The organism is Pseudomonadota bacterium (genome assembly GCA_023229365.1).
Lineage (GTDB): Bacteria > Myxococcota_A > Polyangia > JAAYKL01 > JAAYKL01 > JALNZK01.
On the sequence record JALNZK010000005.1, the window covers coordinates 42793 to 57975 of the forward strand.

12 protein-coding genes and 1 pseudogene are annotated in these 15183 nt (G+C 72.1%); 8 read left to right on the plus strand and 5 right to left on the minus strand.

What is annotated here, in order from left to right; all coding sequences use genetic code 11:
• Positions 1 to 14: 14 nt before the first annotated feature.
• Positions 15 to 623, minus strand: coding sequence for a sulfurtransferase-like selenium metabolism protein YedF (gene yedF / locus M0R80_05155; protein MCK9459008.1), 609 nt, complete (start codon positions 621 to 623; stop codon positions 15 to 17).
• Between the two features lie 118 nt (positions 624 to 741).
• On the opposite strand from yedF, the pseudogene M0R80_05160 reads away from it, so the two are divergent.
• Positions 742 to 1605 (plus strand): annotated as a pseudogene (locus M0R80_05160) (DUF4846 domain-containing protein).
• 3 nt (positions 1606 to 1608) lie between these two features.
• Here the strand turns inward: M0R80_05160 and M0R80_05165 are convergent.
• Complete coding sequence (locus M0R80_05165) at positions 1609 to 2526, minus strand: zinc dependent phospholipase C family protein (GenBank protein ID MCK9459009.1); 918 nt, start codon at positions 2524 to 2526, stop codon at positions 1609 to 1611.
• Positions 2527 to 2640: 114 nt separating this feature from the next.
• Between M0R80_05165 and M0R80_05170 the strand changes: the two genes are divergently transcribed.
• The 4 genes from M0R80_05170 to M0R80_05185 all read left to right on the plus strand — a co-directional run bounded on the left by M0R80_05170 (position 2641) and on the right by M0R80_05185 (position 7081).
• On the plus strand, positions 2641 to 2985 hold the full coding sequence (locus M0R80_05170) for a hypothetical protein (GenBank protein MCK9459010.1): 345 nt from the start codon (positions 2641 to 2643) through the stop codon (positions 2983 to 2985).
• Positions 2986 to 3021: 36 nt separating this feature from the next.
• Positions 3022 to 3291, plus strand: coding sequence for a hypothetical protein (locus tag M0R80_05175; GenBank protein MCK9459011.1), 270 nt, complete (start codon positions 3022 to 3024; stop codon positions 3289 to 3291).
• Between the two features lie 145 nt (positions 3292 to 3436).
• Positions 3437 to 4378 (plus strand): DUF4388 domain-containing protein, encoded by a 942-nt coding sequence (locus tag M0R80_05180; GenBank protein ID MCK9459012.1) that lies wholly within the window; start codon positions 3437 to 3439, stop codon positions 4376 to 4378.
• Between the two features lie 72 nt (positions 4379 to 4450).
• Complete coding sequence (locus M0R80_05185; protein ID MCK9459013.1) at positions 4451 to 7081, plus strand: TonB-dependent receptor; 2631 nt, start codon at positions 4451 to 4453, stop codon at positions 7079 to 7081.
• Here M0R80_05185 and M0R80_05190 read toward each other — a convergent pair whose 3' ends face one another.
• From M0R80_05190 to M0R80_05200, 3 genes are read right to left on the minus strand one after another with little or no spacing between them, the layout of a single operon-like run.
• A complete protein-coding gene (locus tag M0R80_05190; protein ID MCK9459014.1) occupies positions 7082 to 7411 on the minus strand; it encodes a type II toxin-antitoxin system RelE/ParE family toxin in 330 nt (109 codons plus the stop codon).
• Entirely contained in the window at positions 7408 to 7674 is a 267-nt protein-coding gene (locus M0R80_05195; protein ID MCK9459015.1) for a type II toxin-antitoxin system Phd/YefM family antitoxin, read from the minus strand. Before M0R80_05195 ends, M0R80_05190 begins: the two co-directional genes overlap by 4 nt.
• Before the next feature lie 58 nt (positions 7675 to 7732).
• Complete coding sequence (locus M0R80_05200) at positions 7733 to 12544, minus strand: ATP-binding cassette domain-containing protein (GenBank protein MCK9459016.1); 4812 nt, start codon at positions 12542 to 12544, stop codon at positions 7733 to 7735.
• Positions 12545 to 12624: 80 nt separating this feature from the next.
• Between M0R80_05200 and M0R80_05205 the strand changes: the two genes are divergently transcribed.
• From M0R80_05205 to rimO, 3 genes are read left to right on the plus strand one after another with little or no spacing between them, the layout of a single operon-like run.
• Positions 12625 to 13347: a glycosyltransferase family 2 protein gene (locus tag M0R80_05205; protein MCK9459017.1), complete on the plus strand. Its 723-nt coding sequence runs from the start codon at positions 12625 to 12627 to the stop codon at positions 13345 to 13347.
• Positions 13338 to 13706: a DUF2304 domain-containing protein gene (locus M0R80_05210; GenBank protein ID MCK9459018.1), complete on the plus strand. Its 369-nt coding sequence runs from the start codon at positions 13338 to 13340 to the stop codon at positions 13704 to 13706. The genes M0R80_05205 and M0R80_05210 overlap by 10 nt, the downstream gene beginning before the upstream one ends.
• Before the next feature lie 31 nt (positions 13707 to 13737).
• Positions 13738 to 15075: a 30S ribosomal protein S12 methylthiotransferase RimO gene (gene rimO, locus M0R80_05215; protein ID MCK9459019.1), complete on the plus strand. Its 1338-nt coding sequence runs from the start codon at positions 13738 to 13740 to the stop codon at positions 15073 to 15075.
• Positions 15076 to 15183: the final 108 nt, after the last annotated feature.

A 15183-nucleotide genomic window follows, 5' to 3' on the forward strand; every position in this document is an offset into this window, starting at 1 on the left:
TCCCCGCAGCCCGCTCAGGGCCGCACCACGCGATCCGCCGCGACGAGCCGCGACGCGATCTCGAACATGTTGGACACCTTCCCGACGCGCAGCTTCTCCTTGAGCCTGAAGAAGTCGAGGCACGTGCCGCAGACGAGCAGCTCCGCGCCCTCCGCCTCGAGCTCCGCGAGCGCGCCGACGAGCTCCGAGCCCTCGACCGCCAGCCTCACGCCGCCGTTCATGAAAAGGAGCGTCTTCGGCGGTGGCGAGAGGCTCTTCAGCGTCTTCACGAACGCGACCGTGAGCAGCCTCCCGAGATCGTCGTCGCCGTGGCCCACCGTGGCGGACGCGAAGAGCACCGCGACGTTCGCCGCCCCGCAGCAGGCCGGCGCCGCCGGAGGATCGCCGGGCGCCGCGGCCGCGCGCGCGTCCCGTTTCAGGATCACGCCGAAGTGGCCGCCGCGCTCCTCGAGCGCGACCTCGCAGCCGGTCATCCGCGCCATGCGCGCCACGTTCTCGGCTGACGCGTCGCTATCGACGAGCACCGTGATCTCCGCCGCGCCGGACTCGATGAGCGCCTTGCGCGCCCGCACCACCGGCTCCGGGCAGGCGAGGCCCCGGGCATCGATGATCTGCTGCTTCATGATGTCCACCTCCGAGCGAGGGATAGCATAGGACAGAAGGGACGGAAGGGACAGAAGGGACCGAAGGGGCGGTGGAACAAACCGCCCCTCGACCTCGTCTGTTCTCCAGGAGACTACGATGCCCGGACGCGCCATCACCCTCGCCCTCGCGCTGCTCGCCGTCGCGATTGCGCCGCTCGCGGTGCGGGGCGACGGGCCGAGCCCGTACCCGTGGCTCGAGGGCGCGCCCGGAGCGGACACGATCGCGACGCGGTTCGCGCCGCCCGAGGGCTCCGCACGGATCGCGGTTCCCGACGGGAGCTTCGGCGCGTGGCTGCGGAACCTCCCGCTCCTGCCCGGCAGGCCCGACGTGCTGCTCCACGACGGCACGCCCAAGGGGAACCAGCGCGCGCAGATCGCCGTCATCGACCTCGACGTCGGGAAGCGCGACCTGCAGCAGTGCGCCGACGCCGTGATCCGGCTGCGCGCGGAGTACCTGCGCCAAGCGGGCCGAGACCGCGACGTCTGCTTCCGCTTCACGAACGGCTCGCCGGCGTCCTGGTCGCGGTGGGCCGATGGGTATAGGCCCAGGAACGAGGGGAACCGGACGGCGTGGGCGAGGACCGCGAGGCCGGGCAGCGGCTACGCCTCGTTCCGCGGCTACCTGACCGCGGTCTTCCGGTAGGCGGGCACCGCGTCGCTCGAGCGGGAGCTCCGGCCCGTCGATCGCGTCGAGCCCGGCGACGTCTTCATCGAGGGCGGCTATCCGGGGCACGCCGTGATCGCGGTCGATGTCGTCGAGTCGCCGTCGGGCCGCGCCGTGCTCCTCGCCCAGAGCTACATGCCGGCGCAGCAGGTGCACGTGCTCGTGAACCCCGGCGATCCGGCGTCGAGCCCGTGGTACCGTTACGATCCGTCGTCGGCGCTGGAGACGCCCGAGTGGCGGTTCGACTCCGGCCGCGCCGCGCGGTTCTCGGATTCGGGCTGTCCGCTGCCACGCTGAAGCTCAGTCGTCCGGCTCGAACAGGTTGACGTCCACGACCCGCATGCGGGCCATGGCGAGGCGGTGCGCCTCCTCGACTTCCCCGACCGGGGCACCGCGCATGAGCTTGCGCAGCGCGCGTCTTTCCGCCGCCGCGCGGCGGAGCGCGTCCCGGCCGGTGGGATCGAGGTGGGCGAGCCGCTCGCTCCACGGGTTGTTGAGCGCCTTGCGCGACGCCTCGAGCGCCAGGGAGCGCCACCGCAGGAGCTCCTCCTGCGGGAGCGCGAGCCTGGACCGCTCGTCCACTCGGGAGATCGCCCGTTGCCAGGTGCCGCGCCTGAGGACGTCGAGCGTGTGTCGGTACAGCCGCGCGGAGACGCGGTTCGGGAACAGGGTCGGCGTGAGGTGCGCGGCGAGGAAGCGATCGTGCTCCTTGAACCTGCGGCGCGCGAGCGCGTTCCAGAGCTCCTTGAGCTCGGGCCGAAGCTCGAGGAGCCGCTGATCGGTCCGCGCCTCCCAATAGACGTGCCCGGCGCGCTGCACCCGGAAGTGGGCGACGAGGAGCTGCGGGACGACGTGGTTGTGCGCGACCACGTCCGCGCCGAGGTGTGCGATGTACCCGAGGACGAACGCCTCTCTGTCGTCGCCCTCCTCGTTCGCCGCACGGAGCAGCGATCGCGCCACGTCCCACGAGTGGCTGTGCTCTCCCTTGCGGGCGAGGTTCTTGGCGACGACGGCGTCGGCCGCGAGCGCGCCGTAGAGGAAGTCGTCGCGGTGGCGCGCGAGGAGCCGGAGCAGCACGGGCGCCACGGCCACCGCGCCCTCGAGGATCAGCGAGGCGGCGTCGAGGTGTGCGACCGGCCCCCATGCCGCGGCCGCGGCCGGGATGAGCAAGAGAGTCGCTGCGGCGAGCGCGCCGAAGCCCCTGGAGCATGACCGCATCGCCGCCACATTACCCCCGGCGGGCCGGCCTGTCGAACGGGGCAGCGGCGCCCCATTCATATGGGGCCGCGGAACGCGGGTTGGGGTATAATGGCGACGAACAAAGGAGGAGACATGCGCTCCCAAAACCGGATTGTCTGGATGATCGTCGCCGGTCTCGCCGCGCTCTTCGCGACGGCCGCGTGCGACGACGAGGGCGGGAACTCGCGGCTCGACGACGGCACGCCGCCCGACGCCGACAGCGACGGCGACTCGGACGGCGACGCGGACGAGTGCACCGACGTCGCCTGGGGCTCGGGCCTCGCGGTCGGTGAGCCGGTGGCCAACTGGACGCAGGTCGGCTACCTCGACGCCAACGGCGACGGCCTCGTGGAGGAGGAGGAGGTCGAGTTCTCTCTCCAGGACATCAACTGCGACGGCGTGGACTCGATCGTCTTGATGATCGGGAGCACGACGTGACCCTCCTGCCCTGACTGGTTCAGTCAGGTCGGAGCGGTGGAAGACCAGATCAACGACGCGGGCGGCGCGGTGTTCGCGGTGTACACCAACGGCGGGGCGCCGATGCCGATCGCGGACGCCTTTCCCTACATCTCTCCGTACTTCGCCGGGGGCTACTTCACCGGGGCGATGCCGCCGATCTCGATCGCGTTCACGCCGTACTCGGCGGTGATCGACATGCGCACCGGCGAGGTGATCGCGGTGGACACGGCATCGGCGTACCTGTCCGTCAGCGACATCCTCGCGGCGGTCGGTTCGGGCGGCTGATCGCGCCCTTCGCGCGCGCGCGTGCGGCTCCTGGCCACTCGTGAATTGACTTGACCGTGTGAGCGCTGCAAAATAACACGCCATTTGGAACCAGTTTGGCGTGGGCACGACGCGCCGTCGCCCCGCCGGAGGACCTGCTGAGTCGATGCCGAAGCTCGCGCTGCGCTTCATCTCCGGAAAGTACAAGGGGGGCGAGTTCCTCCTGAAGGAGGGCAAGGAGGTCGTCGTCGGGCGCTCCTCCGAGCTCGACATCGTGCTCATGGAGGACATGGTCTCGCGCCGCCACGCGGTGCTCGTCCAGCGCGGCGACAAGATCCACGTCGAGGATCGGGGCAGCACGAACGGCACGTTCGTCAACGGCGAGAAGATCTCCGCGGCGATCGTCGGCAAGGGCGATCGCGTCCTCATCGGCACCTCGATCATGAAGGTGGTGGACGCGAGCGAGGACGCGGCGATCGTCACCGGGGCGGCCACCGCGGAGCGCCGGCCGCGGTACCAGGACATGGGGCGCACGACGATGCACAGCGGCGCGCGCTCGATGACCGGGACGATCGCCGAGGTGCCGCTCCCGGATCTGATCCAGCTCTTCAGCTCGAGCAAGAAGACCGGCACGCTCGTCGTGATCCTGGGGTCGACCATCGCCCGGATCCACCTCGACCACGGGAAGATCGTCCACGCCAGCCTGAGCGACACGCCGGGGCTGCCGTCCATGAAGGCGATCGCGCGCGTGCTGTCCTGGGAGGACGGCACGTTCGAGCTCGTCGGCCCGGAGCCGCACGCGAGCGCGGAGCTGCTCAACCTGCCGACCGAGCACATCCTGATGGAGGGGCTGCGCCAGCTCGACGAGATGCGGCACAAGCAGACCAAGCTGCCGCCGCCGCAGACTCGGATCGACGTCGTCCGCCCGCTCGAGGCCAGGCTCTCGGAGCTCACGCCGGCCGAGCTCGACGTGTTCCAGCTCGCGCTCTGTGCGCCGATCACAGTGCAGGGCGTCTTCGACCGCGCCGCCGCGAACGACAGCGAGGCCGCGGCGATCCTCGACAAGCTGCTCAAGAAGAAGTACCTGACCGCCGAAGCCGCGAAGTAGCCGCGCGCCCGAAGGCCGCCCGCGGGTCCAACGTCTCGTACGACGCGAGCATCCGTGCTATCCATGGCTGAAATGTCGCGACCCGCGCACCTTCTCTCGCTCCTCGTCCCCCTCGCCGCCGCCCTCGCGGAGCGCGGGGCGCTCGCGCAGGACGACGCGGCCGCGGCGGCGTTCACCCCACCGAAGCTCCTCGAGTACGTGCGGGCCGACTACCCGGCCGAGGCGTTCGCGCGAGGGCTCGAGGCGGCGGTGCCGGCGCGCCTGGACGTCGACGAGAACGGCCTCGTCACGGAGGTGGAGATCCTCGAGCCCGCGGGCCACGGGTTCGACGAGGCGGCGCGCGACGCGATGCTGCAGTTCGTGTTCTCCCCGGCCGAGCAGGGCGGCGTGCCGATCCCCTCGCGGGTCGACTACCGGTACACGTTCTTCATCGAGAAGGCCGAGCCCGTCCCGGCGGCGGCGGCGCCCCCGGCCGCGACGCTCGCGGGCGTCGTTTCGGACATGGGCGGCCTCCCGATCCCGGGCGCGTCGATCGTGCTGACGCCGCTCGGGGGCGCGGCGGGGGGAGCGGACGGCGGGGCTGGTCCCGAGGAGATCCCGCTCGCGAGCGCGGGCGACGAGGGCGCCTTCTCGTTCGCAGGGATCCCGCCCGGCGGCTACCAGGTCGACGTCGTGGCCTCAGGCTACAAGCCGCTCGCGGCGACCGAGGAGCTCGAGGACGGCGAGACGCGCGAGGTGATCTACAGGCTCGAGCGCGAGGCCGCGATGTACGAGACCGTGGTCCGGGGACGCAGGCCGCCGCGTGAGGTGACCCGCCGGGAGATCACGCGCCGGGAGATCACGCGCATCCCGGGCACCGGCGGCGACGCGCTGCGGTCGGTGCAGAACATGCCGGGCATGGCGCGGGCGTCGTTCATGGGTGGCGCCCTGATCGTGCGCGGGTCGTCCCCCGGCGACACCGACGTCTACTTCGACGAGATGCCGGTGCCGCTCCTCTACCACTTCGGCGGGCTCACCTCGGTGATCAACTCGGATCTGCTCGAGCGGATCGACTTCTACCCGGGCAACTACTCGGTGCGCTACGGCGGCGCCACCGGCGGCGTGGTCGACGTCTACCCGCGCGCGCCCAAGAACGATCGGTTCCACGCGTCGATCGACGCCGACATCTGGGACGCGAGCGCGCTCGTCGAGACGCCGATCGGCGAGGACTGGTCCGCGGCCGCGTCGTTCCGCCGCAGCTACATCGACGCGATCCTGACCGCCGTGCTGCCCGACGACGGCGGCTTCCAGTTCACGATGGCGCCGCGCTACTACGACTACCAGCTCATCGTCGACTACCACCCCTCCTTGAAGGACAACCTGCGCCTGTTCGTGTTCGGCTCGGACGACAAGATGATCTTCCTGTTCGGCGAGGACATGGTGGGCAACCCGAACTTCAGCGGTGACATGGGGATGCAGCTGTCGTTTCACCAGCTCCAGCTCAGGTACGATCACGAGTTCTCCAAGGCGATCTCCAACCACGTGAACGTCGGCGTCGGCCTCTGGCTGCAGGACATGTCCGCCGGCGGCATGTACGAGCTCCAGATGACCCAGGTGCCGATCTTCCTGCGCGACGAGGTGGCGATCGACACCGGCCCGTGGTTCGGCCTGCGCACCGGGATCGACGCCGAGGTGGGCTGGGCCAAGTGGAACGTGATCACGCCGATGCTGATCCCGACCGAGGGCGAGCAGATCGACCCGCTCACGGCGAACGAGACGGTGCTCGCGACCTCCGGCAGGCAGTGGTACTTCCGGCCCGCGTGGTACGCCGAGCTCGAGATGAAGGCGATCGAGGATCTGCGGCTCATCTACGGCCTGCGGGTCGAGTACTACGCGCTCGTCCAGCAGATCGGGATCGATCCGCGGTTCGTGGCGCGCTACGAGATCGTCGACGGCACGACGCTCAAGGGCGGCATCGGGATGTTCCACCAGCCGCCGAGCGTGGACCAGTCGGAGGCGGACTGGGGCAACCCGAATCTCGATCTCACCGAGGCCGTGCATTACAGCCTCGGCGCCGAGCAGCTCCTGTTCGAGAACGTCGAGATCGGCCTCGAGGGGTTCTTCAAGCAGCTGTCCCGGCTCGTCGTCTCGTCGGACGAGATGGTCGAGCGCGGCGGCGAGATGGTCGCGGAGCGCTACAACAACGACGGCCGCGGCAAGGTCTACGGGCTCGAGCTCATGGTCAAGCACAACGACAACGGCCGCTTCTTCGGGTGGATCGCGTACACGCTCATGAGGAGCAGCCGCGTCGATCATCCCGGCGAGGCCGCGCGGCTGTTCGACTACGACCAGACGCACATCCTCACGGTCGTCGCGAGCGCCGTGCTCGGCCGCGGCTGGGAGGCGGGCGCGCGCTTCCGGCTCGTGAGCGGCAACCCGCAGACGCCGGTGACGGGCTCGATCTACGACGCGGACTCGGACATCTACTGGCCGATCTACGGCCGGACGAACTCCGTCCGCATGCCCATGTTCCACCAGCTCGACCTGCGCGTGGACAAGAACTGGACGTTCAAGTACCTGAAGTTCGGGGTCTACGTGGACGTGCAGAACGTCTACAACCACAAGAACGTCGAGGGGATCAACTACTCCTACGACTACCGCCAGAAGGCGTACCTCGTCGGCCTGCCGCTCCTGCCGAGCCTGGGGCTGAAGCTCGAGTACTGATCACTTCCCCAGCAGCCCCAGCTTCACGAGCCTCTTCGCGAGCGCGTAGACGTCGCCCCGATCGCCGTCCCTGCGCAGCCCGACGGCGAGGACGATCACGATGACCCGGCCGCGCTCGACACGGTAGACGATCCTATAGCGCTGCCCGACGGCGCGGACGCTCCGGCACCCGGCGAGCGGGCCGACGAGCGCCTTGCCCTGGCTCTCCGGTTCCATCGCGAGCGCCTCGGCGCGCTCGAAGATCTTGCGCTGCACCCGCCTGTCCGCGATCCCGGCGAGCGCGCGCGTCGCGGTCGGCGCCCACTCGACCCCGAACCGCTTCCCGCTCACAGTCCGAGATCCTTGGCGACCTTGGCCGACGGCACGGTCCGCCCCTGGGCGACCTCGCGCAGGCTCGCCCGCAGCGCCGCCGCCATCTCGTCGTCCGCCATCACCTCGAGCGTCTCGACGATCGACTCGTACAGCTCCCAGTTCATCACCGCGAGCACCGGCTTGCCGCGGCGCGTGATCGCCACCGCCGGCGAGCGCGTCGTCATCTCATCGGTCAGCGTCGCCAGCGCCTTGCGCGCCTCGGACATCGACATCTCGTTCATGGGCCCTCCATTCTGTACAAACATTTGTAACACTCGATGTACAGTTCCGCAACTCGGGTCACGGGCCCGAAATCCGCTCGGCGAGCGCGCGGCCGGTGTGCGAGGCGGCGACCTGCGCGAGCTCGGCGGGCGGGCACGCGGCGACGATCGTCCCGCCGCCGGGACCGCCCTCGGGGCCGAGATCGATCGCCCAGTCCGCGGCGGCGATGAGCTCGAGGTTGTGCTCCACGGTGACGACGAGGTTTCCAGCGCGCGCGAGCGCCCGCATCGCGTCGACGAGGCGATCCACGTCGGCCGCGCCCAGGCCGCGCGTCGGCTCGTCGAGCAGGATCGCGGCGCGGCGATCCTGCCGCTCGCACAGGAGCGCCGCGATCTTCATCCGCTGGAGCTCGCCCGCCGAGAGGGCGCGCGCCTCCTGACCGAGCGGAAGGTAGCCGAGGCCGATGTCGCAAAGCGCGCGCAGCGGCCGGGAGATCCGCTCGTCTTTCGAGAAGGCGTCCGCGAGCTCGGCGGCCGAGGCGTCGAGCAGCTCGGCGACGGAGCGCCCCTCGAGTCGGCACGCGAGCGCCTCTGGCCCGAAGCGCGCGCCGCCGCACGCCTCGCAGCCGACGGTGACGTCCGGGAGCAGATCCATCGCGACCGTCACGACGCCGCGCCCCTCGCACGCCTCGCAGCGGCCGCCCGGCGACGCGGTGGAGAAGTGCTTCGCCTTGAACCCGCGCTCCTTCGCCTCGGGCGTAGCCGCGAGCCGCCGGCGGAGCGGCTCCGCGACGCCCGCGAGCGTCGCCACGGAGCTCTGCGCGCCCGCGAACGCGGCGTCCTGATCCAGCGTCAGCACCGCGTCGAGCGGCTCGTGGACGAGGAGCCGCGCGCAGCCGATCGGCGCCCGGGCGCGCAGCGACGCGCCGAGCACGTCGAGCACGAGCGTCGACTTGCCGCTCCCGGAGACGCCCGTGACCGCGGTGAGCGCGCCGGCGGGGAAGGTCACCTCGAGGTCGCGCAGGTTGTGCAGCCGCGCGCCGCGGAGCGTGACCCCGGGGGCATACGCGAACGCCTCGTCCGCGGGACCGGTGCGATGCCCGACCGCGCGCCGCCCGTGCGCGCCGCCCTCCACGATCCGCCCGCCCTCCTTCCCGGCGCCCGGACCGAGCTCGATCACGCAATCCGCACGCGCGACGAGCTCCGCGTCGTGCTCCACGACGACCACCGCGTTGCCCGCGTCCGCGACGCGGCGGAGCACCGCGGCGAGCCGCGCCGTGTCCCGGGGGTGCAGCCCCTGCGTGGGCTCGTCGAGGGCGTAGGCCACGCCGGTGAGGCCGCCGCCCAGCGCCGCGGCCAGCCGGACACGCTGCGTCTCGCCGCCCGAGAGCGCCGCGATCTCGCGATCCAGGGAGAGGTAGCCCAGCCCGGCGTCGCAGAGCGCCCCGAGGCGCCGCAGGACGTCCCCCCGGAGCTCCTCCATCGGGGCCTTCTCCGCGTCGAGGCGCTCGAACCAGGCGCGCGCCTCGTCGAGCGTCATCGCCGCGAGCCGCGGGAGGCGCAGTCCCCCGAGCGTCACGGCGCGGGCGGCGTCCGCGAGCCGCTCCCCGCCGCACCGCGGGCACGGCTCGTCGCGCAGCAGCTCCTCGAGCGCCTCCCCCTCGCTGTCCGGCCCGGTCTTCAGGTGCACGCGCTCGTACTCGCGATCCACGAGCGCGGCGAACCCCTCCCACGGCGCCGAGAGCCGGTGCACGCCCTCGCTGCGCCCCCGCTTGTAGCGCCACTCGACGTCGAAAACGCGCTCGCCGGCCCCGCGCATCGCGATCTCCCGCGCCCGCGGCGGGAGCTCCTCCCAGGGCTTCGAGAAGTCGAGATCCAGGGCCGCGCCGACGGTCCGCAGCGTCGCGACGAACCGCCCGTCCGGCTCGCCGAGGTACGCGCCGAAGCGGGTCCCGTCCATGGCGCCGCCGTCGAGCGGCCGCTCGGGGCGGCCCGCGAGCCGCGCGGGATCGCAGAGCTGGACGAAGCCGAGCCCCTTGCAGCCGGGGCAGGCGCCGGCCTCTGAGTTGGGCGAGAACGCGGAGGAGAGGAGCGGCGGGTGAACCGCGCCGCAGGCGCACCGATCGCGGGTGAAGGTCCCGCCGCACGCGGGGCAGCGCCTCGAGCCGGCGCGCGAGTAGAGCATGCGCAGGAGCTCGTCGAGCTCCGTGAGCGTCCCGACGCGGGAGCGCGGGTTGCGCCGGCCCGTCCGCTGGGGCACCGCGACCGCGGCCCGGAGCCCGCGCGCCTCGGCGAGCTCGGCGCCGCCGCGCCGCGGCAGGAGGCGGCGCGCCCACGGCGAGACGAGATCGTTGAAGCGCGCCTGCGCCTCCGCGAGCAGCGTGTCGAACACGAGCGAGGACTTGCCGCTCCCGGACGGACCGGTCACCACCGTCAGGCCGCGGGCCGGGATGGAGACGTCGATCGACCGGAGGTTGTTCGTCGTGACGCCCCAAAGCTCCATGGGCGGATCGTCCCCGAGGACCGCGTCGGCCGTGGGCTCCTCGGGCGCCTCCTCGGGCATCGCGCGGCGCGCGACCGCCGCGTCGACCGCCACGATCCGACCGCCGTCCGGGCCGCTCCCGGGCCCGAGCTCGATCGCGCGATCCGCGGCGCCCACGACGAGCGGATCGTTGTCCACGACGAGCAGCGTGTGCCCGGCGCGGATCAGCCGATCCCACGCCTCGAGCAAAAGCTCCACGTCCGCCGCGTGCAGCCCGGTGGACGGCTCGTCCAGGGCGACGAGGGTGTCGCCCTTCTCGGCCCGCGCGAGCTCGGCCGCGAGCTTCACGCGCTGCGCCTCACCGCCGGAGAGCTGGGTCGCGGGTTGGCCGAGCGGGAGGTAGCCGAGCCCGCAGTCGAGCAGCGCGCCGAGGATGCGGGCGAGCCGGGGCACGGCCACGAAGAGGCCCGCCGCGTCGGCGATGCTCCCCTCGAGCACGTCGGCGATGCTCCGCCCGCGCCAGGGGACCTCGAGCACGTCGGCGTGGAAGCGCCTCCCGCCGCAGGCCTCGCACGGGAGATCGACGTTGCCGAGGTGGCGCATGCCGACCTCGATCACGCCCGCGCCCTCGCACGCCTCGCAGCGCCCGCCGGCCTTGTTGAAGGTGAAGCAGCCCTTGTCGAGCCCCCGGGCCTTCGCCTCCTCCGTCGCCGCGAAGAGGTCGCGGATGAGGTCGAAGGCGCCGGTGTACGTCGCCGCGTTCGAGCGCGGCGTCCGACCGATCGGTGCCGCGTCCACGAAGACGATCCGCGCGAACGATCCGCGTTCGCGGATCCCGGCGACCGCCTCGTCGAGGAGGGAGCTCTTGCCCGCGCCCGACACGCCGGCGACGACGTTGAGCGCGCGGCGCCGGAGATCGAACGCGACGTCCTGCAGGTTGTGGCGCCGCAGGTGCTCGATCCGGAGCTCGCCGTCGCCGGGCCTCGGCTCGTGCAAAGCCGTCTTGCCCCCGCCCGCGAGCCACCGCCTCGTCGGCGTGTCGATTCCGGAGGCGACGAGAGAAGCCGGGGGGCCGCTCCACAGGAGCCCGCCGCCGCTGGCGCCGGGGCCGGGACCCAGGTCGACGAGCCAGTCCGCGGCCCGCGCGAGGATCGCGTCGTGCTCCACAACCACCACGGTCTGCCCGTGATCCCGCAGCCGGCGGAGCACGCGCAGGAGGCGGAGCACGTCCTCGGCGTGCAGCCCGGCGGACGGCTCGTCGAGCACCACGACGAGCCCGCGCAGGTCGCCCGAGGCGAGCGACAGGAGGCGCAGGCGCTGCGCCTCCCCGAGCGAGAGCGTCGGCGCCGGGCGATCGAACGCGAGGTAGGAGAGCCCGAGCTCCGCCATGAGCGCGCAGCGCGCGGCGATCTCGTCGCGGATCGGATCGATCACCGCGTCGCCCGCGGGGATCGCCGCGAGGAAGCGATCGAGCTCGGAGGCGGTCATCGCCGCGAGCTCGGCGATGGAAAGCTCGCGGAAGGTCACGGATCGCGCCTCGGGGCGGAGCCGCGTCCCGCCGCACGCGCCGCACGGCGAGCTGCGCACGAACCGGAGGATGGAGTCGTTGCGCTTGCCGCGGAGGATCTCCTCCATGACCGGGACCAGCCCTCGGTAGAGCCCCTCCTGCCGCGGCCGCGGCGTGATCCCGGTCCACTTGAGCCGCGACTCGAGCGGGTGCTTGCCGTACGGCACGTGCAGCCGATCCGAGCCGTGGAGCACGACCTGCCGCACCTCCTCGGCCAGCTCGCGCCACGGGACGTCGACCGAGCCGCCGTGCGCGCGGAGCACGTCGTCGAGTACCTGCAGCGTGACCTGCGAGTACATCAGGTAGCCGTTCGGCGTGCTGACGCGCAGGGCGCCCCCCCGCAGCGTCTTCGAGGCGTCGGCGACGATCAGCTCCGGATCGAGGCGATCCTCGACGCCGAGCCCCCGGCAGGCCGGGCACGCCCCCTCGCCGTTGAACGAGAAGAGGCCGCGGGTCAAGAGGACGCCCGCAGGCGCGTCGCCGCGCCGCGCGTAGAGGACGCGCAGGAGATCCCACACCTCGGTCAGCGTGCCCACGGTGGAGCGCGGGTTCGAGAGCGAGGCGCGCTGGCTCACCGCCACCGCGGGGCCGAGGCCGTCTATCGATGTCACCGCAGGCCGCGCGAACCGGCCCGCGAACTGGCGCGAGAACGACGGCAGCATCTCGAGGAAGCGCCGCTGCCCCTCCCGGAAGATCGTGTCGAACGCGAGCGACGACTTGCCCGATCCGGACACGCCGGTGATCATCGTGAGCCGCCCGCGCGGGATCTCGACGTCGAACCCCTTGAGGTTGTGCTCCCGCGCGCCCCTGATGACGATCGACCTGTCCCTGCGTCCTTCCACGGATCACCTCGTCGCGAGATCGCCCCGCGGTTTTAGACCGGTCCGCTCGGCTGTGCTAGTGTCCCGACACGGTCAGCGAGATGGATGAGCTGAAGATCCTAGCCGTCGTCCCGGCCCACGACGAGGCCGGTAACATCGAGGGCGTCGTCCGCGAGATCCTCGCGCTGCCCTTCGCGGTGGTCCCGCTCGTCGTCGACGACGGCTCCTCCGACGACACCGCGGCGAGGGCCCGCGCGGCCGGCGCGCGCGTCGTGCCGCTGCCGTTCAACCTCGGGATCGGCGGCGCGGTCCAGGCCGGCTACCGCTACGCCGCCGCGCACGGGTTCGACGTCGCGGTCCAGGTGGACGGCGACGGGCAGCACGACCCGTCGTACCTGCGCGCGCTGATCGAGCCCATCGCGCGGGGGCGGGCGGATCTCGTGATCGGCAGCCGGTTCCTCACGAACGAGGGGTACAGGTCGTCGTTCGTCCGCCGCATCGGCATCGCGTTCTTCTGCTTCCTCATCCGCGCCCTGACCGGGTTCCCGGTGACCGATCCCACCTCCGGCTTCCGGGCGTGCGGCCGCCGGCTCATCGGGATCTTCGCGGAGTACTACCCCGGCGACTTCCCGGAGCCCGAGGCGTTCGTCGTGGCGCGGCGGCTCGGCGCGGCCGTCGAGGAGGTGCCGGTCGCGATGCGCTCCCGCCAGGCGGGCAGGAGCTCGATCGGGAAGCTGAAGTCGCCGTACTACATGATCAAGGTGACGGTCGCGATCCTGCTGCACATGCTCAAGAGCAAGGAGGTGTACGGAACATGGAAGTAAAGACCATCTCCCTCGCGCTCCTCGCGATCCTGTTCATCACGGTGCTGGAGCTCGTGCGCAGGGAGAAGCTGACGTTCAAGTACGCCTTCGCGTGGCTCCTCTTCTCCGCGCTCGGGATCGCCGCCGCCGTCTACCCGCCGTGGGTCTACGCGCTCGCCGCGCTCGCCGGCTTCAAGCTCCCGAGCAACTTCCTCTTTTCGGGGCTCCTGTGCGCGCTCGTGTTCCTAAGCCTCCTCCTCACGGTGTTCCTGTGCCAGCAGAGCCGGCGGAACGACCGCATGGCCCAGAAGATCGGGCTGCTCGCGCTGGAGATCGACGAGCTGAAGGGGAACCGGCCCGGCCCGGACCCGCGGTCGTAGCGCGCGGCGCCGCGATCTGGTAGACGGCGTCATGGCTCGAAGACGCGCGCAGCGCACCGTCCACTTCGTCTCCCTCGGCTGCCCGAAGAACAGGGTCGACACAGAGGTGCTCGCCGGCCTCGCCGCGCGCGCCGGGCTCGCGATCGTCGGCGCGCCTTCGGCCGCGGACGTCATCGTCGTCAACACCTGCGGCTTCATCGAGAGCGCCCGTGAGGAGTCGGTCGCCGCCCTGCTCGACATGGCGCGCTTCAAGGAGGGCGGGCGCTGTCGCCTGCTCGTCGCCGCCGGGTGCCTCGCCCAGCGCTACGGCGCCGAGCTAGCCGCCCAGCTGCCCGAGGTCGACGCGTTCCTCGGCACGTCCGAGCTCGAGCGGCTCGGCGACGTGCTCGCTGGCGAGGCGGATCGCGTGCTCGTCGGCCCGGCGGCGCACCACCTCCAGGCCGCGGGCACGCCGCGCTTCCTCGAGCCGGGCGCGCCGTCGGCGTACGTGAAGATCGCGGACGGCTGCTCGCGCCGCTGCGCCTTCTGCGCCATCCCCGGGATCCGCGGCCCGGCGCGTTCGAGGCCGACAGCCGAGATCTTCGCCGAGGCCTCGCGGCTCGCGGAGCGCGGCGTCGTGGAGCTGAACCTCGTGGCGCAGGACACCTCGGCGTACGGCCGCGATCTCGGCGGCGGCGCGGATCTCGTCGCGCTCGTTCGCGCGCTCGAGGCGGTCGAGGGCGTGCGGTGGATCCGGCTCCTCTACCTCTACCCGGACGGCGTGCCCGACGCGCTGCTCGAGGTGATGGCGGGCTCGCCCAAGCTCGTCCCGTACCTCGACGTCCCGATCCAGCACGCGAGCGCCGCCGTGCTGCGCCGCATGCGCCGCGGCCACGGTCCGGTCGCGCTCCGCAGGCTCGTCGCCCGCGCGCGCCGGATCGTCCCGGGAGTCTTCCTGCGCACCGCGGTGCTCGTCGGCCACCCGGGCGAGACCGCCGCCGACTTCGACGAGCTGCTCGCGTTCGTGCGCTCGGCCGCGTTCCACCACTTGGGCGCGTTCCGGTACAGCGCCGAGGAGGGAACGGCGGCGGCCCGATTCGGCGATCCGGTCCCGCGGCGCACGGCCTACGACCGCTGGCGCCGCGTCATGGGCGCGCAGCGGGCGATCGCGCGGCGGCTCAACCGCGCGATGATCGGGATGGAGATCGAGGTGCTCGTCGAGGGCGCGGACGACGCGCAGGGCTACGTGCTCCGCGGCCGGCACCGCGGCCAGGCGCCCGAGGTGGACGGCGTGACGTACCTCGTGTCGTGCGAGGCGAAGGTGGGCGACATCGTCCGGGCCCGGGTGATCGATTCTTCCGACCACGACCTGGTTGCCGAGCCGATCTAGGCGCTGGCGCCCAGAACGGCGGAACCGCCGTGGTCCGCCGCCGTCTTGCGGCGGTCACGCCGCGACGAGCGACGAAAGGCTCGAAACGACGGGACCGCGCGTGTTGGC